Origin of the sequence: Sorangium sp. So ce124 (genome assembly GCF_051525235.1) — a bacterium.
GTDB lineage: Bacteria > Myxococcota_A > Polyangia > Polyangiales > Polyangiaceae > Sorangium > Sorangium atrum.
Genome location: NZ_CP150312.1, coordinates 1400349 through 1420341, shown reverse-complemented (window position 1 = coordinate 1420341; position 19993 = coordinate 1400349). Strand labels below are relative to the sequence as shown.

Genomic DNA, 19993 nt, shown 5'->3' with positions numbered 1-19993 from the left:
GCTCTTTGCCTCTCCACCTGCAGGTCATCATTGTGTTGTTAAGCCAATTTTTGTCCTGGTCCATGCGAACCCGGCTGAGCTGCGCTCTGCCTCCCAATCAATTGGAAGATCGAGGACCTCCCGCAATGAAGGGTCAGCGTCCAGGATGTGGTTCATTCCTACCACCCGTGGAATCGCATCGGAGCCGTGGGAATCGCCACACAAAAACTGCCAGATTCCACCCTCGTGCGCCACCAGCAGTACAGGGCGGCTCCCCTCGAAGATGTGTTCGCAAACATATGCTGCACATTCGCAAACAGGCATCGGCTTCTCCACTCCTAAGGCGCCAAAGCCCCGAGCGTCAGGGCAATCCCACCAGCGGTCTACGTCCACCCTAGCCTCCGGTGTTCTATGGGCCAGCACGCCTCCGGCGTCCAGCTGCTCGTGACCCACGCCGGCGAAAGGAACGGACCCGAGCAGCAACCCGGCGACGAACCCTCCCTCGATCTGGACATAGGGGTTCTGCGACCAGTCGATCGGCGCCGTGGTCATTGGCTGGGGCACATACCCGGACGAGTTTCCGGTCGTGCTGACATCGACAGGCGGGGCCGCCGCGCCGACCTCCGCAGCTTCCCGCGGACCTTCTACCAGGTTGGGAACCGTCTTGAGGCATTCGAGGCCCATGCAACCGGACTCGATGATGCGCTGTACTTCGGGATCCGTGGTATACTCCGGATCGGCCGGAACCGGGGGATCCGGTTCGAACCCGCTCGGATCCACGAAGTTGAGCGGGCTGTTGAGCACGTAGCTGTACGGATTCCAACTCTGCCCGAAGGACGGAATCGAAACGATCGGGTCGGTCGTCAAGAACCGCCCGATCCTGGGATCGTAGATCCTGCCCTTCATGTTCACGAGCCCGAGGTCGTCGTCGCTCTCGTGCCCGGTGAACCCCTGCGTCGTCTCGCTCGGGAACGACGCCGGCGGGCGCTCTGCCCACACGGGGTTCCTGCGCTGCCCGAACGGGCCGTAGCTCCGCCGCTCGATCACGTCGCCGTCCTCGTCGGTGACCGCATCGACCGAGCCGAGATGGTCGACATGCACGTAACGGGTGCCGTCGTCCGCTCCTCCCCGGGTCACGATCGCCACCACGCGCTCCGGCGAGTGGACGTGATACCGATGCTGCACGGTGCCTGACGCCGCATCGGTGACCCGCTCGTACAGATCGCCGAAGTAGAGCGTCTCCTTTTCCGGCGTGGTCTTGCGGATCCGCTGCTGGTCGCCGTCGTAGCCGAACGTGATGGTGCTCGCGCCCTGCGTGATGCGCTCCGGCAGATCGAACGGCGTATAGCGCACCGTGGTGCCGCCGGGCCGCGCCGTCTGATTACCGACAGCGTCATGCGCGCAGGTGTCCGTACCCGCGCCGGTGATCGCATGTGGGTGCAGCGGGTCGTCATACGAGAGATCACCGACGTCCGACTTGAAGGTGAGATTGCCGTTCGGGCGGTAGTCGTAGCGGAGCGCGCAGGGCGCCGCCGAGCTCTCGATATCGCCGAAGTACGCGCACGTCAGCCGATGGAGCGAATCGTACCGGAAGCGCTCCGTCGTGTTCTCGGGCTGGAGCGCATCGGTGCGGCGCGTGAGATTCAGGAGATCGTCGAACCCATAGTCCAGGTCTTGCACCTCCCCCGCGCCGCTCTGCGTCGCCATGTGCCTCAGGCGCTGCTTGTCCGCGAAGTACCTCCGCTCCGTGACGGCGCCGTTGCCGAACACCTCCTCCCGGAAGCGCCCCGCATCGTCCACGTCCGTCAAGCGCCAGTAGGCGAGGTTCGTTCCGCTGTCGCGCACGGCGATCACGTGGCCGTGCGCGTCGTGGCCGTGCGCCACGACGAACGGCGTCGCGCCGGCCGGCGCCGGGTACGCGACCGTCTCGACGCGGCCGAGCTCGTCGTAGCCCACCCTGGCCTCCAGGGGAGAGCGCTCGCCGTCGATGCGGAGCGCGATCGTGTCGAGCTGGCTGCGGCCGGTGTACACGTACGTTTTCTCCCCGTCGGGGCTCGCGAGCGTGTGGAGCTTGCCGACGCCGTGCGCCGCGGTGTCCCATGTCCACGTGGTCGTCAGGCGCTCGCCGCCGTCCTGGTCCACACGCGAGCGGGGTCGACCGAGCGCGTCGTACGTCCACGAGACCTTTCGCTCGAGCGCATCGGTCGACGAAATCAGCTCGCCGAAGCCGTCATGGATCGAGACCGTCGTGCCCCGATCGGGATCGTCGAGCTGCCGGACGCGGCCGAATGCGTCGCGCGTCGTGCGCGTCACTGCCTCGCCCGGATCGGTGACCGTGTGCAGCAGGCCAAATGGGCCGTACGCGTAACGGGTGATCCCGTCGGCCGCGTCGGTGATGGTCTTGATGCGCCCCAGCGGGTCCTGCTCGGTCACCGTCACATGATCGAGCGGGTCGGTGACGCGCACCAGCAGGCCATCGTACGCCGTCGTCGTGACCGCGTTCCACGGCGTCGTATGGCGCACCTCGCGGCCTACGGCATCGTACTCGTAGCGATCGTACAGGATCGCGCTCTCGGGCGTGTACTCCCTGACCGGCACCGAGCGCCGCGCGATGCGCTCGCCCAGCGCGTCGTAGCCGATCTCCTGCATGATGCGCTTCGCACCGCCCGAGTTCTCCGACGGCTCCGGTTCGGGCCCGTATCCTAGCCACCGGATCGGGCGGCCGAGGCTGTCGAACTCCACCGTATCGTCGGCACCGCCAGCCGTGGTGCTCCGCTGCCTCGCCCGCCACGCATCCTGCGCCGGGCCACCGTCCTTGGTTCGGGAGAGCGCGACAGTCGTCGTCGTGCCATCCGGGCGCGTCTCGCGGCCGAGCCGCCCGAAGCCGTCGTGCGCCCACGTCGTCACGAGCTGATTCGGATCAACCTGCTTGAGGAGCACGCCTAGCGCGTCGTCGAAGTCCACGAGCGTGGCATGCCCGGCCCCGTTCACGTGCTTCTCGGGGAAGATGCCCTCCTCGTCGAAGTCCACGCTGGAGGTGCGCTTGTGCCCGAAGGCGTCCTCCGCCGTGACGCCGATGATGGTTCCGAAGTCGTCGCGCGCATAGGTGAGCTTCAGCTTCGTGTCCGGCAGGCCATCGTCGCTCTCGGTGGATTCGGTCTCCACCTCGCCGTGGATCGTGCTCGTTCGCTTGAGGGTCCGGCACTGCGACATCCCCGCCGCCGCGCTGCACTCCTTCTGCGTCTCGAGCTGGCCGAGGACCCAGCGCTCGGTGTCGTTCTTGAACGACCGCGTGACCTTGAGCGTCAGGTCGACGCCCTCCGTCCAGACCTCCTCGGCGCGCACGTTGCCGAACGTGTCGAAGTCCGTCACCTTCGATACCGAATCGCGCAGCAGCGTCGCGCCGTCGCCGCCTCGCCCGATCTCCCGGACGTACGCCTCGACAGAGGGCGTCGCGCCGCTCGGGGGCGGATAGACCCCTTGCGCTCGCCTCACCCGGCGCTCGGTGGGTAGCGTGGAGTACGTGGCGCCGTCGTTGGTCGGCACGAGCGTCCGCGTCACGTCGCTGAACGAGAGCTCGATCTGCTCCGGTCTGAGCTGGCTGGGCAGCCCCGGAGCGCCGTGCCACGTCCGCTGCACACTCCCCGCGAAGGGAAAGATCTGCAGCTCGTCGTCGAAGGTGACGTGGTCGTAGACGTCGATCGTCACGGCACCCGTATCCAGATCGGTGACGATCCGCTCGCCGAACCCGAGAAATCCGCGGCCCAGACGGTGGTAGCGTCCGTCGCGGTAGCCGACCTCGAAGCGCCTTGCTCGATCCGCGCCGTTGTTGAGCGCGTACGCGCTGACCACCCGGCGAGGGCCCACGACGCAGCGCCGCGGATAGCCGCAGTCGTCCGCCGCGCTGGACCGCGCGACGTAGAGCGCGCTCCTCCGGTCCGGATCCTCTTCCGCGCCTCCGCTCGTCACCGGCGCATCGATCAGGTGGCCATACGAGATGCTCACGTTGGGCACGAAGCCCGGCTCGGTCGGCTCGTGCGCGTTCATCCCGTCAGAGACTGCGACCAGGAGATCCTGGTCGGCCGAGAGGTTCTGGAAGACGTTGAACACGCCGCCGAGCGGCAGGATCACGTCCTGGGCCCCGTCCCCGTTGAGATCGCCGGTGCGCGGCCCGTGCGGATCGGCGAGCGTGATCGCGTCACCGAGCTTGGCCTCGAAAGGAACCCCTGCGTCGACGAGCTCGAACGGCGGCCCCGCCAGGTCGCCCGTCGCTTGCAGGACGGCCCAGGAGGGGAGGACATTGGAGCCACTCAGCAGCATGCCTGGTGGGACGGGCATGAGGAGATCCTGCCGTCCATCGCCGTTGAAGTCGAGCGGCACCGCCAGGCGGAAAAGCGCGTCCTGGTCCGGGACCCCCAGCACATCGCCGAAGCTGAACGCGTCGACGGTCCGGAACGGCGATATCACGAACGTCGACCCTGTGTTGAGGTAGGTGTAGAGCTGGCCACTAAAGCCGGATTCGACGGCATCGGGCAGGCCGTCGCCGTTGACGTCGAGAAAGACGACGCGGCCCTCGCGCGGCACGACAGGGAGCTTGGTGTCGATGACCCCCCAGCGTCCCTCGCCCCGGCGCATGATCGCCTCGTAGCTATCTTTGATGAGGGCCGTCCCGTCGTCAAACAACCTCACGGAGGGCACGATGAGATCGATCTTGCTGTCGGCGTCGACGTCGAGCGTGTGGAGCTCCATTGCGCAGGGATAGCCGGTGAGCAGCTCGATCGACTCGCCCGTGGGGTCGAATCCCGCGGGCGTCGCGCCGCGCGCGGGCCTCCAGAGGTGGACGGTCCACACGGCGGAGAGCGGGTCCGGCACCAGCTCCTCGGCGTGGTCCTGACACTGGATCAGATCCGGCACCGAGTCGCCGTCGAGATCGGCGAGGTGCACCGAGGCGCCGGCGCGTCTCAGGCTCGGCGGCGCAGGCGTGACCCCGAGCGGGAACGGCCGGCGGATGCCCGTGTCATGGAGCGCGAAGGTCCGGTCCGACTGGGACAGGAGCACGTGCCATGTGGTCTTGGTGTCGAAGACGTCGTGGAGAAAGACGTCCATCTGCCCATCGTCGTTGTAATCGAGGACCGTCCCGAGCTCGGGCTGAAGAAGGGCCGGGTCGGACGGTCCATCCGGATCGGCGACGAACAGCCAATCCTCTAGGAAGGCGAGCTCCGGCGACGCGAGAAAGGACGGCGAGGCGCGTGGCCCGAGGTTGCGCGCCACCCGCCACGCGGTGATCGGATGCGACGGCGTGCTGGGCCCTGCGACGATGTCCGGAATCACGAGATCGTCGAGGCCGTCGGCGTCGATGTCGAACACCATCGGGCTCGCCTTCTCGGAGACCGGCTTGTCGATGTCCGTCGTGAGCCGCTCGAATCCGGGCTTTCCGCGGCTGTACTGAAACCGTGTCGGGGGCTTGCAGACCCCGTCGCTCGCGCACTCCTCGACCTGGGTGAGGAGGGTCCGGCTCGTCGTCGGGCTCAGCTCGTAGCGGAAACCGTAGCTCCGGACCAGCGCGTCGCCCGGACCGAGCATCTGGATCTCCTCCAGGCGAAGCGAGCGCTGGAGCGCCATGCCGCCCGAGTAGCCCGTACGAACCGCGGCCGAGTCCTTGGTCCCGTACACGAATCGCACCGCCCGGGAAGGCTCGAGCGACGGCGTGCCCTCGAAGCCCGTGTATCGAATCTCATCCACCGCGTATTCGGCGGTATGGCCGTCCTCGGCCTCGGCGAGGCAATATGCGTACGTCATGGCGTTGCCGCGGCCGTCTCGGGCCTCGTTCGCGAGCCATGCGCGCGGGACGCCACCTCGCGCGAGCGGCTTGCTGCCCTCGGTACGCCCGTACTCCACGACGCGGCCAGAGGGCAGATACGCCTCGAAGAAGAGCGCCTCGGCGTGCCCACCACCGTCCGGCGGATAGTGACCGACCACCTTGACGAAGGTATCCGGAAACGTCCGGTACTCGATGGTCCCCGGCGCCTGCCTCACGGGCACGAGGCGCTGGCCGTCGAGGCAGAGCCCGTCGTCTCCGTCGTAGCGCACGCCGCGGATCTCCCCGTCTTGCGCGAGGCTCTTCGGACATGGTGTGATCGCGGACAGCCCGGTGAGGGAGAAACCGTTGCCGAGCACGCCGTCGCCGCCGTCGCTGCGGTAGACGATCTGGAGCCCAGGCCCCATGCCCGCACGCGAGGGCGGGGTGGCCAGGTCCATGGTGTACACCGACTCGCCGGTGCTCGTGGTGGAGAACGTCCCCGGGATGGTGCCGGCGGCGACGGTCTCTACCTCTGGCGCGGGGCGGGACGTGGCAGGGCTGTGCGCGCGCTGTGTCCGGCAGGCGACGAGGCCAGGCGGGTCCGGAGGCGGCTCACCGAAGACGCACTGGCACCCGCCCGACCCGAGCACGCAAGCGAGAAACATCCAGAGCGGGATGGATGCCCGGAGCAACCAACGCGGAACTGGCGCCATAGTAGCCTCCCCGGCGGACAGCAGTACCACAGCGTCGCATCGCAGCGACGACGCGATCGGCGTTGCCTACCTCGACGAGGACCAGCCCACGCTGGAGGGGGTTACCCACGATGTGGAACCGCCGGGCATCGGACGCTGGAGTCTCTGACACGGGCGACGATCGGCGCGCCAGCGCCGGCGCGACCCGTGTTAGGATCTCATCATGGCCGAGCTCATGCCGACGCCGGACGCCGCGCCTTCGCATCGCCTCGGAGCGCGTCCGGCGCTCGGGGCACGCGCCCAGGAGCTCTTCGAGGAGCTCTGCCCCTACCGCGGCGACGGGCTGCGCAACCACTGTCTTCGCGTGTTCCACTTCACGATGCTGCTCCTCGAGCGCCGCCGCCAGAAGGCCGATCCCGACCTGCTCTACGCGCTGGCGATGATTCACGATCTCGGGCTGCTGTGCCCGGGCGAGCAGGGCGGAGACTACATGCAGCGCAGCCGCTCGCTGTTCCACCGCGCCTTCGCCGCGAGGTCGTTCGAGCTCTCCCCGTACGACCTGCGCGTGGCCGACGAGTGCCTCCTCTACAACCATCGCTTCCGCCCGACGCCGGCGTTATGCCCTGAATCCACGGCGTTCCGGCAGTCGGTGTGGATGGACCACTCCCTCGGTGTGCGCCGCTACGACCTCGACGCCACGTCGGTGCGCGACGGCTTCGCGCGTTATCCCCGGAGCGACTTCAACGCGGTCCTCCTCGACTTCGCCCGGCGCGTCCTCACGCGCGAGCCCTGGACCCTCGTCGACGGCATCTTCATGTGAGGGGTGGACGGCATGTCGACCCCGCGCGGCGCCATGTTCCAGGACCCCGCCGACGCGCGGCGGCTCGCCGTCGTCGCGATAGCCGAGGTGACCCTTCTGGGGATCGTCGTGTGGAGCGGAGTCGGCGCCCTCGCCGGAGGGCTCCTCTGGGCGGCCGGACTCGCGGGCTGGACCTTGATTGAGTACCTGCTCCACCGCTTCCTCTTCCACCTGCCGGCGGAGCACCCGCTCGCCTTCGTCGGCGCCCGTATCCACCTCGCGCACCACGAGGCCCCTCACCGAACGCCGATCGTCAAACCACCCGCTGCCACGCTCGGGGCCTTCTCTGCCGGCTTCTGCGCGACCGCGGCGGCCGCCGGGGTCTCTCGCGCCGCGCCGCTCTGGGCCGGGCTCGTCGCCGGCTATTTTCTCTATGAGCTCTCCCACCTCGCGGCGCACCTGCTCGGCGAGGCGGAGCACCCTCTTCCAGCGCAACGCCGCCACCACCTCCGGCACCACGCCGCGCCGCGCGCGCGCTTCGGGGTGAGCTCCGCGCTCTGGGACCGGGCGTTCGACACCGGGCGCGAGGCAGGTCGGTGAGCGCGGCTGGACACGGCGGCTCGCCCGACCCTGCCCCGCTCGACGACTCGGGCCGGGCCGAGCTCCGGCGGCGCAGGGTGATGTCGATGCCGCGGTGGTACTCTCCCTGGCTCCACCTCGCGAGCACGGTCGGCCTCGGCTGTGGGCTCGCGGCGCTCTCGCTCACGCGGTTGCGAGGCCTGCGGGCCTGGGAGCTCGCCGCGATCCCGCTTTTCTTCGTCTTTTGCAACGCCGTCGAGTGGCGGGCGCATCGGGGTCTGCTCCACCGGAGGCGGCGCTTTCTCGAGGCCTTCTACGACCGGCACACGCCGGTGCATCACCGCGTGTTCGTCGAGAGCGACATGGCGATCCGCGCACCGCGCGAGCTCGGCTTCGTTCTGATCCCTTCCTACGGCATCGCGGGAGTCTTCGCGCTGACCCTGCCGCTCGCGCTCGCGCTCGGCGCGGCCGGTCAAAGCAACCTCGCGTCGCTCTTCGTGGCGACGTGCATGGCGTACATGGTGCTGTACGAGTGTCTCCATCTCTCGTACCACCTCCCGCCGGACAGCAGGATAGGCCGCAGCCGCCTCGTGGCGCGGCTCCGGCGTCACCACAGCGCGCACCACCGGCCGTCGTTGATGCGGCAGTGGAACTTCAACGTCACCTTCCCGCTCTGGGATCTGGTTCGCGGGACGTACCACCGCGGCGGCGGCGCCGCGGACGCGGCGATCCGGGATGGGCGCTCCAGATCTGCGCTCGAGCGCCAGGAACGGTGATGTCCAGAAGACATGCAGGTCGTCACGAAGGGCAACGAGGTCGGCTGGAGCGCGTACCAGGAGTGAATGAACGCCGGCGCGCTCGCCTCGACCGGCCAGAGCCACGCGATTGTGATCGCTCACATTTTTTCTGATGTCAGCGATGATCCGTCGGTCCACGGCCAAGCTCGACGTCGGATGGCTGGCAAGTCTCCTCCGGAGCGGCGCGTCAAGAGGGCGGGCGCAGGGCCACGGTATTGTTCGATGTGGATTCCAATTTCGGGATCGAGGCTCGCCTCGCGCCGGTTCATTTGAGTTGACATGGACAATGTGAACGTTCACAATTTCGTCTCCGGGTGTCGTTCCGCTTTGTCCCGGGTAGCCGTCGTGCGCACCGGACTCTTGATCCTTTGTATCGGGATCGATCTCTGCGCCGACTCCAACCGGGTGTCGTGAATGCAAGCCATGGCGAGATCGCGGGGGCTCACCCGCGCTGGGCTTGCTCAGGTGGAGCCGATCCAGGTGAGACAATCCTGGCGGAGGGAACAGCATGGCGATAGATAGGACGAGATCGTGGTTCGGATTGACGATGACGGCGTGCCTCGCCGGCGCATGCGGCGGCGCGCAGACCGTCGACACGCCCCCTGCGGCGGCGCCGCCCGCGCCGGCGGCGACCCCCGCGCCGGACGCCTCTCCAGCGGCCCCGGCCGCCAAACCCGAGCCACCTGGTGGTGAAGCCGTGAACGCAAAGCCCGCTTCCGTCTCCAAGGCGCCCTTCGGCAACGCCGATGGCAAAGAGGTCATCCTCTACACGCTCACGAACGCGAACGGCCTGGTCGCGAAGGTGATGACCTACGGCGCGACGGTGACCGAGCTCCACGTCCCCGACAAGACAGGGAAGATGGGCGACATCGTCCTCGGCCACGACAACCTCGACGGGTACCTGAAGAGCAGCCCGTACTTCGGGGCGACGGTCGGCCGCGTGGCCAACCGCATCAAGAACGCGCAGTTCCAGCTCGATGGCAAGACCTACAAGCTCTCCGCGAACAACGGCGCCCACACGCTGCACGGCGGCAAGAAAGGCTGGGACAAGGTCGTCTGGGACGCGGAAGCGACCGAGACGCCGGACGGCCCGTCCGTCAAGCTCACGTACGTATCGAAGGACGGGGAAGAGGGATACCCCGGCACGGTCAACGCGACCACGACCTACACGCTCACCAACAAAAACGAGCTCAGGGTCGAGATGTCGGCCACGACCGACAAGACCACGATCGTCAACATGGCCCACCACAGCTACTTCAACCTGGGAGGGCACGGCTCGGGCTCCGTCGCCGACCAGGAGCTGACGCTGCACGCCGACAGCTACACCCCGCCGGACGCCACCGGCGTCCCCTCGGGCCAGATCAAGCCGGTGAAGGGGACGCCGCTCGATTTCACCGCCGCCAAGCCGCTCGGCAGGGACCTGGAAGCCATGGGCGGCAAGCCGGTCGGATACGACCACAACATGGTCGTCAGCGGCGACCCGCACACGCTCCGCGAGGCGGCTCGGGTCAAGGATCCGAAGACCGGTCGGGTGCTGACGATCGAGGCCGATCAGCCGGGGATCCAGTTCTATACAGGCAACTACCTCGACGGGTCGATCAAGGGCAAGGGCGGCGCGGTCTACAACCAGTACAGCGGCCTGTGCCTCGAGCCGCAGAAGTTCCCGAACTCGATCAACGTCCCGGCCTGGAAGAACGAGGTCATCCTCAAGCCCGGCCAGCGCTACGCGCAGACGGCCGTCTTCCGGTTCACCGCCGAGTAGCTCGTCGACGGTCACCCGCGCGGCCTCGCGGCGCCTGCGCGCTCACACGAACGTCACGATCGGCTTCACGTCCGCCGACCGGCGCGCGAGCGCCCCGGCCCGACGTCGGTGCCGCACACGCCGATGGCGTGCAACGCAATCCAATCCCAGGAGGATCCATGACCCGCTCGATCCCATGCAGTATCTCGCTCCTTGTCGCGCTTTCAATCGCTGCTTGCGGGTCCGACAAAGACGCCGCCGACGGCTCGGGCGGCAGCGGAGGAAACGGAAGCAGCAGCAGCAGCAGCTCTTCGAGCAGCAGCAGCAGCAGTTCTTCGAGCAGCAGCAGCAGCTCTTCGAGCAGCAGCGGCAGCACCTCGGGCGCGGGCGGCACAGACGACCCGAACCCGAGCGGCGGGGGAGGACAGGGCGGGACGGTCGATCCGGTCGGCACCGAAGGCGACGGCGATTTCGAGATCGGGCCCAACTACCAGGACGCCCCGGAGATCAAGAGGATCGACGGCGTTCCCCAGGGGCGGACGTTCGCGTTTTCCCTGTCGTCCCGGGAGAGCGAGATCTTCACCGGCCACGATTCGACGTTGAACGACAACGCCAAGGGGGATTTCAACCGCCGCGTGGAGGTCGCGATCCCCGCGACGTACGTCGACGGCGCGGAGGCGCCGTTCATGGTCGTCCAGGACGCGCGCGACAGGAACGAGATCATCAACACGATCAACAACTTCGTCGCGGACCCGAACAGCCGTTTCCCGAGCGTCATCGCCATCTTCGCCGCGAGCGGAGGGGGCGACTCGTACGGCAGCGAGCGGGGGCTCGAATACGATACCATGTCGGACGCCTATCAGAGGTTCGTCGATACGGAGCTCCTCGAGGCGGTCAAGAACGACCGAGCCGTCCACGCCGCGTACCCCAACCTGAAGTTCACGAGCAACCCGGACGGCCGCGCCACGTACGGATGCAGCTCGGGCGGGGCGGCGGCGCTCACCATGGGCTGGTTCGGCCACGACACCTACCGCAAGATCGTCACCTACTCCGGCACGTTCGTCGACCAGCAGAACCCCATCGCGCCCAGCGAGGCCGAGTATCCCGACGGCGCCTGGGAGTACACGGAGGGGCTCATCCGGGAGAGCCCGCCCAAGCCGTTGCGCGTCTTCCTGCAGGTCGGCGAGAACGACCTCGGCAGCACCAGGGATGAAGCCAGCCACCACAACTGGCTGATGGCGAACCAGCGCGTGGCGGCGATCCTCAAGGAGAAGGGGTATCATTACCGCTTCGTCTACGCGAAGGGCGCCAGCCACTGCGACGGGAGAGTGATCAAGCAGACGCTCCCCGACACGCTGCGCTGGATGTGGCGAGGATATCCGGTCGATTGACGGTACGGACCGGCGGCCTGGGTAACGGTTCAGACCGGCAGCCTCAGCTACCTGGCACGGCCGTCACGTTGCCCGGCGGCGGCATGCGCCCATACGTGTAGTCCTCCAGGATCTGCATCATCTCCTTGCGGCGAGCCCGCCACTGCTCCGCCGTGCTGACGTTGCTCCTTCGACCATCGTGAGCGGATCGGGCACCTCGGGGGTGACAGGGAGCTCGTCGACCGGGATCGGGGCGGAGTCGTCGACCGTCCCGCACAACGCGCCGATGCACAGACGCGTAAAGCGGGTGCTCCGACGCTCGATCCTGGATGTCGCTCCAGGCGAGGATCAGGGCATCGGGATGACGAAGGTGGTGATGGAAAAGGCCGGGACCGTGACCACCAGGCGATAGTCTTCGATCGCCATGTCGGGGAGCCGATCGAGGTCCTCCGTGCGCGAGGTGCGGTGCACTTCCGCGGCGGGGCCGACCGCGGGGAGCCGGGTGAGATCGAGCGTGTAGCCGCGGCTCGCGTTGCGATCCCCGTTGCGGACCACGAGCGAGAGAGCGCTCCCGTCGGCGCTGACCGCGGCCACCATGTCCTCGCTATCGACGTCGACGAAGCGCGCGCCGGGCCGGATGTAGCGGCTGAAGCCGGCATGCATGTAAAAGCGCTTGAGGGGCGCGTAGGACTGCTCGCTGTCGTTCAGCGTGAAGCTCGCCCAGCTGCGCGACGGATCGCCCGACTGCCAGTCCACCCAGGCCTCCGGCTTCAGCTCGCGCAGATCCTTGATGATGCGCTCGGCCATGAACAGCGCCGCGTCCGTGTCGTCGCTGATGTTCTGCCCGAGCGGCCCCGACTCCGATTGCCACAGCCGCTTGCCCAGCCTGGTCGCGAGCTGCCGGAGCTGGTCGCGCTGGCTGCCGGCGTACGAGTGGACGTTGAGCTGCTGGAACGCCGCGTTCGTCTCCGCGCCGAAGGCGCCGATGTTCCGGACGGCGTCATCCATGCTGTTCTCGTCCGACGCGCTGACCACCGTCTCGCCGAGGCCCTTGCTGGTCAGCTGCCTGGCCACCTCCTGGATGATCTTCTCCTGACTCGCCCGGTCGAAGTGGCAGCCCTCCTGGGAGCCGTTCGATTTCCACCAATCGGCGAAGGGCTCGTTCAGCGGCTCCAGCGTGCGAAAGGTGATCCCGTACTCGTCCCTGTAGTGACGGACGACCTCCGTGAGGTAGTGGGCGAAGTCGTCGTAATGGTCCGCTTTGAGGTTGTCTTTGCCGTTGCTGCTGCCCGAGGCGCAACCGCTGTTCGTCATCCAGTAAGGGGGAGAGTTGGAGAACGCCTCGAAGATCAGATCCGCTCCGCGCTCCGCGATGCGCAGGAGGACGGCGCGCTGCCTGGCGTCGTTCGCCCACGTGAAGGTCCCGTCGGCGCTCTGGAACCCCGGCATCTCGCGGTGCTCCTTCATGTGGTCGTGGGACGGGTTCTCCCCGCCGCCGATGTTGTAGCGGAACACGTTATAGCCGAGCCCATTCACCGGATCGACGACCGCCTCGACCACGGCGTTGCGCTTGGCTTCCTGCCATCCGCCCACGTGATCGGCCCACCAGCACAGGCTCGTGCCCCAGCCCTCGAAGGATTGGTGCGCCACGCTCGTGTCGACCGTGACGAGCTCCGTGCCCGGAGCGGCGGTCACCGTGGGGCGTGGCTCGCTCGGCGCGCCCCCGCTCGCGCCCGACGAGCCGCCGCTGGTCGAAGCCGCGCTCACCGCCCCTGCCCCGCCGGAGCCCGCCAGCGCCCCTCCCGAGCCCCCCTCTCCTCCTGCTCCGGTCGAGGGCGCGCCGCCGCTTCCTCCGTGCGACCCGGCCTCGCCCGAGGGAGCTGCCGAGTCATGGCCGCAGCCCGATACGAGGACCAAGGCGATCGCGAGGAGGGACGAGGTTCTCGACGTCCTGGTCATCATGGGCCGTTTCCGAGCTCGGGCGCCTCCCGGTCGCTCCACGGTGAGAGGTCTCAACAGCTCTCCCAGGTGGTCGATGATCTGTCCGGCCGGACATGGCGCCGAACAGGCAGCGTCTTCCCGAGAGCGGCAACATGAGAGCATGACGGCGCGGAGCGTGGAAGATGGGACCCGAGCCGCCCCCGTCTTCCCGCCCTCATGTAGTTCTCTTGCGCTGTTTCACAAGGCTCGGCGCGTCAGGTATCCAGCGCGCCAGGGATCCAGGGCGACGGGGTGAAGCGCCTGCCACGGCAGCTGTTCGCAGCCCCACCGTACCGGGGGGCGGTTGCGCGACCTCGTCCGCGGCTCGGCCGGGTCGAGCCTTGGACCAGCGGCAGGAAGGGCTCTATGGGCCGTTGTCGCCACCGAGCCCTGGTGCTAGCCATGATCACGAGATCGGCTGCAGGGAATTGAATCACTTCGCCAAGGAGGAGCCGTGAATTTAACTTTGTTAAAACATTTTACTATCATCGTGGGTTTGGTTGCCGTGGGCTGCGCGGGGCCGGACGACGACTCCTCTGCAGAGACCGGAGCGGGTGGCAGCTCGTCTGGGACGGGCGGCGTGACCGCGGGCAGCACCGGCACCACCGGCACCACCGCCACCACCGGCAGCACGGGGGGCCCGGGCGGGTCGACGACGAGCGGGACCACGGGCAGCACCACCACGAGCGGGTCGGCCACGAGCGGGTCGGCCACGAGCGGGTCGGCCACGAGCGGGACCGGGGGCTCGGACGGGGTCGGGGGCTCTGGCAGCACGACGACGAGCAGCTCCACCACGAGCAGCTCCACCACGAGTAGCTCCACCACGAGCAGCTCCACCGCGAGCACCACGGCCTCGACCGGAACCGGCAGCACGCCTGTGGCGTGCACGGAAGGCGACGCGAAGATCTGCGACAACAAAACCGGCCAGCACTGCGGGTACACCTACGAGTACTGGAAGGACAACGGAAGCGGCTGCCTGGTCAACACGAATGAGGGCTTCAGCGTAGACTGGAGCAACATCAACAACCTGTTGGGTCGTAAAGGCATCAGGCCCGGAACCAAGGACCTGGTCGTCACCTACGATGCCGACTACCAGCCGAACGGGAATTCCTACCTGACCATCTATGGGTGGACGAAAAACCCGCTCGTCGAGTATTACATCGTCGACAGCTGGGGCAACTGGCGTCCGCCGGGCGGAGAAGGAAAGATGGGCACCGTCAACAGCGACGGAGGCACCTATGACATCTATCGGACCCAGCGTGTCAACCAGCCTTCCATCGAAGGCAACAAGACGTTCTATCAGTTCTGGAGCGTTCGCACGCAGAAACGCACGAGCGGAACCATCACCGTCGCCAACCACTTCGACGCATGGCAGAAGGCGGGGATGAGCATGGGGAGCTTGTACGAGGTCTCGATGACCGTGGAAGGATATCAAAGCAGCGGGAAGGCCAACGTGAAGTTCTCGATGGAATGAGCGCTGGGCCTTGAGCATCGTCGTTCCGGCCAACCGCGAGAAAACATAGGCGTTCACGCGCTGAGGGGGCTCCGGCTCATCGGAGCCCAGGACGAGTGAACGGCGCTTTCCCGGAACCTCGGTTGGCAGGGCGCGGTGTCAGGCGGCTCGCGGCGGGCGGCGGCGCGATCGGTGGAACGGGCGAACGGGCGAACGGGCGGCACGTGCACGAACGTTCGCCCGACGGGAGCGAAAGTCCGGATTTCTGGCGGGCGGAACCCGTGCGGCGCTCGAAGGTGGACCGCCCGTCGGGTACGCTGCGGCCCGGACATGAAACAGCACGCGCCGCGCTCCCCTGACGCCCCGGCCCCCGGGGCCCACGCGAACGCGCCATCGCTGCCGTCGCCGCCTTCCAGCGCCACCACGCGGGTCCACAAGACGCGCGTCCCCGAGGCGTTCGGGGAGGCGCCCACGATCATGTACATGCCGGGCGACGAGCCCGATCGCGCGCCAGAACCTGCCCCGCCCGCCGCAGCCAAGCAGGCCCAGCCCACCGCGGCCGGCGGCGCCGCTGCGCCCGGAGACCGCGACCGAGGCGCTATCGACGAGGTCACCTTGCGCATACCCTCCAGGGCCGGCGCCCAGGCCGGGGACGAGGCCACCCTGCGCATGCCCTCCAGGGCCGGCGCCCAGGCCGGGGACGAGGTCACCCTGCGCATGCCGCCCAGAGCCAGCACCCCGGGCGGGGAGCACGACGACCGCACGCTCAAGATGCCCGAGCGGCCAGCGCGCGGCACGGCGACGGACGAGGACAACGCGCCGACCGTCAAGGCAGAGCCCAAGGCGTCCTACGTCGACCTGAATGCCGAGGACGAGGACAAGCCCGGGGACCTCAGGTCGTCCGCCCGCGCCTTCCTCAAGCGCCATCACAAGAAGCTCTGGTGGCTGCACACCGCGTATGCGCTCAGCCTCGGCGCCTTCGTGGTGACCTTCGCGCAGAAGGGGTTCCAGCACGCCCGCTTCCTCGCGGTCACGGTCAGCGTCGCCTGGCTGCTCGTGCTCCTCTTCTTCCGGCTCTTCGGCACCGGCGCCCGCCAGGACTTCGCGACGGCGTGGCGCGGCGCCCGGCTGCGCTTCCTCGTGATGACCTATGTCCTGAAGAACCTCTATCAGGGCATGCTCTTCTTCCTCCTCCCGTTCTACTGGAAGAGCGCCAGCCTGGACGCGCCGAACCGGTGGTTCGTCCTCCTCCTCGCCGCCTGCGCCGTGCTCTCGACGCTCGATCTCGTCTTCGACCGCGTGCTCATGCGCTGGAAGACCCTCGCCTCGGTGTTCTACGGGGTGACGCTGTTCGCGTGCCTGAACCTCGTCATCCCCGCGCTCCTCCCCGACACCCGCACGCTGTACACGCTGCTCTCCGCCGCCCTCGTGTCCGTGCTCGGCTTCTGCACGCTGCACCTGCCGTTCGGGGCGCTCTGGAGCCGGATGGGCGTCGTGTTCCTCGTCGTCGCGATGGCCGCCGGGGTGGGGCTCGCCTACGGGACGCGCGAGCTCATCCCTCCCGTCCCGATGCACCTGTCCTCCGCGGCCGTGGGCCCCTCGGTGCTCCCGGACGGGCGGCTCGCCATGTCCGTGAAGTCGCTTCATTTTTCCGTGATCCGCGAGCTCCGCGCGGTGACCGACGTGGTGGTGCCGGGCGGCGACGGCGATCGCCTCCTCCACGTATGGCGGCGCGAGGGGCGCGAGGTCCTCCGCGCGCCGGAGGAGACGCTGCGCGTGCCCGGCCCGGAGGGCGCGGTGCGGCTGAAGTCGCAGCTCGTGGGCGGGAGCCTGCCGCGCCGCCTGGCAGGACACTGGACGGTGGATGTCGAGACCGAGGACGGCCAGCTCGTCGGCCGCACCGCGTTCGAGGTGACGGAATGAGCTGGCCGCTCCGGGACGAAGGTGGCGCGAGCGCCGCAGAGCGGGCGCGCTGGGTCGACGCCGGCAACATCGCGAACGGGTTCCTCGTGTTCGGCAACGTCGTCACGGGCTTCATCGCGATCGGCAACGTCGCGCGCGGCTTCATCGCGATCGGCAACGTCGCCGTCGGCGTCGTCGCGATCGGCAATGTCGCCCTCGGCGTCGTCGGCGGCTTCGGCGCGACGATCGCCGTGGGCGCGTTCGCCGGCGCGGGCGTGCTCGCCCTGCCGGTGCTCGACGGGGTGGCGGGCGTGGCCAGCCTGCTCGATCTGAATCCGTTCCTGTCGGCGCTCCCGATCGCCCTCTGGCTCCTCGCCGCGCGCGTCTTCCGCGGGCAGCGCGCGCCCCGGCTGGGGCCGGATCCCGAGCTCGCGCCGCTCTCGTCGGTGCTGGGCGGCGAGCGCTCCGAGGGCTGGGTCCGCGGGCGGGTCGAGCGCGCGGGGGACGGCGCGCTCCGCCTCACGCAGCGCGGCCGAGCTGTCGAGCTGCCCGCGACCCCGGAGGCGCTGCGCGCAGCCGCGGCGCTGCTCCCCGAGGGCCGCGGCGCGCGGCTCTTCGCCCTCGTGCGGGCGGAGGAGCACGTCCGCGGGGGCGAGGGCGGCTACCGCGCGGCGCAGGAGCGAGAGCGGGTTCTCACCGTCGCCGATCTGCTGGCGCCGCCGGCGTGGGTGCCGCCGTGGATCAACGGCGCCGAGGTGCAGTGGTGGCTCGCGCGCGCGTGGAACGTCGGGGCGGTCGTGGCGCTCGTCCTGAGGGCGGCGCAGCTCATCGCGGGCGCGATGCGATGAGCGCCCGCTGCTTCCCGACTCCGTTACTCGTTACTCGTTACTTCGTTACTCCGTCCCTCCGTTGCTCCGCTCCTCCGCCGCCTTCCGCTCGCTCTCGGGCACCATGGCGGAGTCGCCTCCCTCGATCTCCGGAGGCAGCGGCAGCCGGACACGGAACGTCGTGCCCTGGCCAGGCTCGCTGTCGACCACGATCTCCCCGCCGTGCGCCCACACGATCAACCTGCAGACGTAGAGGCCGACGCCGAGCCCGCTGTGCGCCTCCGGTGTCCACCGGAACGGCTCGAAGAGCCTGTCCCGCTGCTCCGGCGTGATGCCGACGCCGCGATCGTGCACGGAGATCACCGCGAAGCCGGCCTGCCGGACGACCGACAGCGTGATCGGCTGTCCAGCGCCGTGCCGTGACGCGTTCGACAGCAGGTTCGTGATGACCTGCTCGATGCGCGCGTCGTCCCAGTAGCCAAACACGGATCGGTCGAGCTGGAGCTCCAGGGAACACCCGTCGGCCTCGAGCTGCTCTGCCACCTGCCGGGCGGTCCTGCGCGCGATCTCGTTGAGCTCCGTCCTCGCCAGGTTCAGCGCCGGCGGGCCGGTCGCGAAGCTCGCGACGACGAACATGTTGTTGATGACCTGCGTGATCCGGGCGAGCTCTCGCGACGACACCTTCAAGAAGCGGCTGATGTCCTTCGGGCCCAGCGTCACCATGAGCGGCTGCGATCGCGATCGCAGCATGTGCTCGTACAGGAGCCGCAGGCTCGTCAGCGGCGTGCGCAGCTCGTGCGAGGCGAACCGCAGGAACTCCTCGCGGACGCGGATGGCCTCTTTCAGCTCCGCCTCGGCGCACTCCAGGCGACGGACACGATCCTCGAGCTCCGCGCGCAGCGCCTGCTCGCGCCGCACGCCGGTGGCCAGGTCCTTGGCGCGCCGCTGCAGCAGGATCGTCAGGACGAGCGTGGCGAACACCATCACGCCCCAGGCGGTGAGGACCACACGGCGCGTCACGACATACACGCCATAAGCGCTGGATTTGTCGATCTCGGTCGCCAGGCCCAGGTCGAGCTCGTGATCCCACAGCCACGAGCCGACGACCTCGACGCCGCGGTAATCGCGGTATCCCTCGACGTCGACCCCGGCGATCCCCGCGACGGCGCTCGTTGCCATGCGCGTGAGCGGCTGCTCCATGCGAGGCAAGGGGCGCGCGGAGCCGTCCGGCACCTCGCCCCCGGGATCGCGTATCTCCACGTTGAGGCTCGTGCGCTCGCCGGCCGCGAGGAGGCCCATGTCGCGGAGGTTCTGGGCGAACCTGAGCTCCGTGACGACACGGCCGTGCCTGTCGAACGCGTAGGTCTCCCCTGCCGCGCCGACCTGTCCGCGATGGGCGATCTGCGTCAGCTCCTTCCCTGGATCGATGCGGAAGGCGAGCGCCGCGATGATCTCCCCTTCCCCGGCGATGGAGCGCACCGGCGCCGCGATGACGAGGACGGGGGTGACCCTGCCGAGGACGGGAGACCGCATGGCGAAAGGGGTACCCATGACGGTCGAGCCGCGCAGGGCCGCGGCGATGGTGTCCGGATCGTGGGCGCTCAGCGTCTTGGTGGCGAGGAGCTCATCGCGATCCGAGGCGATGTGGGTGCCATCCAGCGCGATGACGTCGAAGCCGAGGAACTGCTCCCGCTCGACGACGTTCTCCAGCTCCAGCCGCAGCTCCTGGAGGTACGGGCTATCGCGGAGCGAGCCATCGCTGCGGCGCAGCTCGACCTGAGCGGCGATCGCGCGCCGCACCCTCGGCTCGTTCGCCCAGAACCCCGCGGCGCCCTTCGCCTGCCGCGCCCACGTCAAGAGCCCTTCGCGGGTCGTCGAGAGCACCGCCTGCAGCGTCGCCGCGATGTTCCTGCGATGGACGTCCTGGATCTCGTGGAGGCTCAGGAGCAAGACGACGCCGATCGGCAGCAGCGCCGCGAGGGGCATCCAGTCGAGCCATTCCTTGCTTCGCCGTTCGTTTCCCATGCATGACGCAGGCGAGACGCAGGGAACGGCTCCTCACAAACCACGCCAC

Annotated in this window: 13 protein-coding genes; 9 read left to right on the top strand and 4 right to left on the bottom strand. The window is 68.6% G+C overall.

Features of this window, described 5'->3' with window-relative positions; genetic code table 11:
* Positions 1-27: 27 nt before the first annotated feature.
* Positions 28-6237, bottom strand: coding sequence for an RHS repeat-associated core domain-containing protein (locus tag WMF19_RS05210; RefSeq protein ID WP_437898053.1), 6210 nt, complete (start codon positions 6235-6237; stop codon positions 28-30).
* On the opposite strand from WMF19_RS05210, the gene WMF19_RS05205 reads away from it, so the two are divergent.
* The 6 genes from WMF19_RS05205 (at position 6236) to WMF19_RS05180 (ending at position 11778) form a co-directional block, all read left to right on the top strand.
* Entirely contained in the window at positions 6236-6640 is a 405-nt protein-coding gene (locus tag WMF19_RS05205) for a hypothetical protein (RefSeq protein WP_437898052.1), read from the top strand. The genes WMF19_RS05210 and WMF19_RS05205 overlap by 2 nt on opposite strands.
* Before the next feature lie 54 nt (positions 6641-6694).
* Positions 6695-7291, top strand: coding sequence for an HD domain-containing protein (locus WMF19_RS05200; RefSeq protein WP_437898051.1), 597 nt, complete (start codon positions 6695-6697; stop codon positions 7289-7291).
* 12 nt (positions 7292-7303) lie between these two features.
* Positions 7304-7870: a sterol desaturase family protein gene (locus tag WMF19_RS05195; RefSeq protein WP_437898050.1), complete on the top strand. Its 567-nt coding sequence runs from the start codon at positions 7304-7306 to the stop codon at positions 7868-7870.
* Positions 7867-8625: a sterol desaturase family protein gene (locus WMF19_RS05190; protein ID WP_437898049.1), complete on the top strand. Its 759-nt coding sequence runs from the start codon at positions 7867-7869 to the stop codon at positions 8623-8625. The genes WMF19_RS05195 and WMF19_RS05190 overlap by 4 nt, the downstream gene beginning before the upstream one ends.
* 568 nt (positions 8626-9193) lie before the next feature.
* The gene (locus tag WMF19_RS05185; protein WP_437898048.1) at positions 9194-10408 is read left to right on the top strand and encodes an aldose epimerase family protein; all 1215 of its coding nucleotides are present in this window, start codon (positions 9194-9196) and stop codon (positions 10406-10408) included.
* 158 nt (positions 10409-10566) lie between these two features.
* The gene (locus WMF19_RS05180) at positions 10567-11778 is read left to right on the top strand and encodes an alpha/beta hydrolase (RefSeq protein ID WP_437898047.1); all 1212 of its coding nucleotides are present in this window, start codon (positions 10567-10569) and stop codon (positions 11776-11778) included.
* Positions 11779-12105: 327 nt separating this feature from the next.
* Here WMF19_RS05180 and WMF19_RS05175 read toward each other — a convergent pair whose 3' ends face one another.
* Positions 12106-13719, bottom strand: a complete 1614-nt coding sequence (locus WMF19_RS05175) for a glycoside hydrolase family 30 protein (RefSeq protein WP_437898046.1) — start codon at positions 13717-13719, stop codon at positions 12106-12108.
* Positions 13720-14133: 414 nt separating this feature from the next.
* Positions 14134-14625, bottom strand: coding sequence for a hypothetical protein (locus WMF19_RS05170; RefSeq protein ID WP_437898045.1), 492 nt, complete (start codon positions 14623-14625; stop codon positions 14134-14136).
* On the opposite strand from WMF19_RS05170, the gene WMF19_RS05165 reads away from it, so the two are divergent.
* The 3 genes from WMF19_RS05165 to WMF19_RS05155 all read left to right on the top strand — a co-directional run bounded on the left by WMF19_RS05165 (position 14615) and on the right by WMF19_RS05155 (position 17940).
* Positions 14615-15211, top strand: coding sequence for a glycoside hydrolase family 11 protein (locus WMF19_RS05165; RefSeq protein WP_272100330.1), 597 nt, complete (start codon positions 14615-14617; stop codon positions 15209-15211). The two genes, WMF19_RS05170 and WMF19_RS05165, sit on opposite strands and share 11 nt — an antisense overlap.
* Before the next feature lie 309 nt (positions 15212-15520).
* Positions 15521-17113, top strand: a complete 1593-nt coding sequence (locus WMF19_RS05160; protein WP_437898044.1) for a DUF5924 family protein — start codon at positions 15521-15523, stop codon at positions 17111-17113.
* Positions 17110-17940, top strand: coding sequence for a hypothetical protein (locus tag WMF19_RS05155; RefSeq protein WP_437898043.1), 831 nt, complete (start codon positions 17110-17112; stop codon positions 17938-17940). The genes WMF19_RS05160 and WMF19_RS05155 overlap by 4 nt, the downstream gene beginning before the upstream one ends.
* 45 nt (positions 17941-17985) lie before the next feature.
* Here WMF19_RS05155 and WMF19_RS05150 read toward each other — a convergent pair whose 3' ends face one another.
* Positions 17986-19944 carry a sensor histidine kinase gene (locus WMF19_RS05150; protein ID WP_437898042.1) on the bottom strand — a complete coding sequence of 653 codons (1959 nt, stop codon included), beginning with the start codon at positions 19942-19944 and terminating at the stop codon, positions 17986-17988.
* Positions 19945-19993 lie beyond the last annotated feature (49 nt).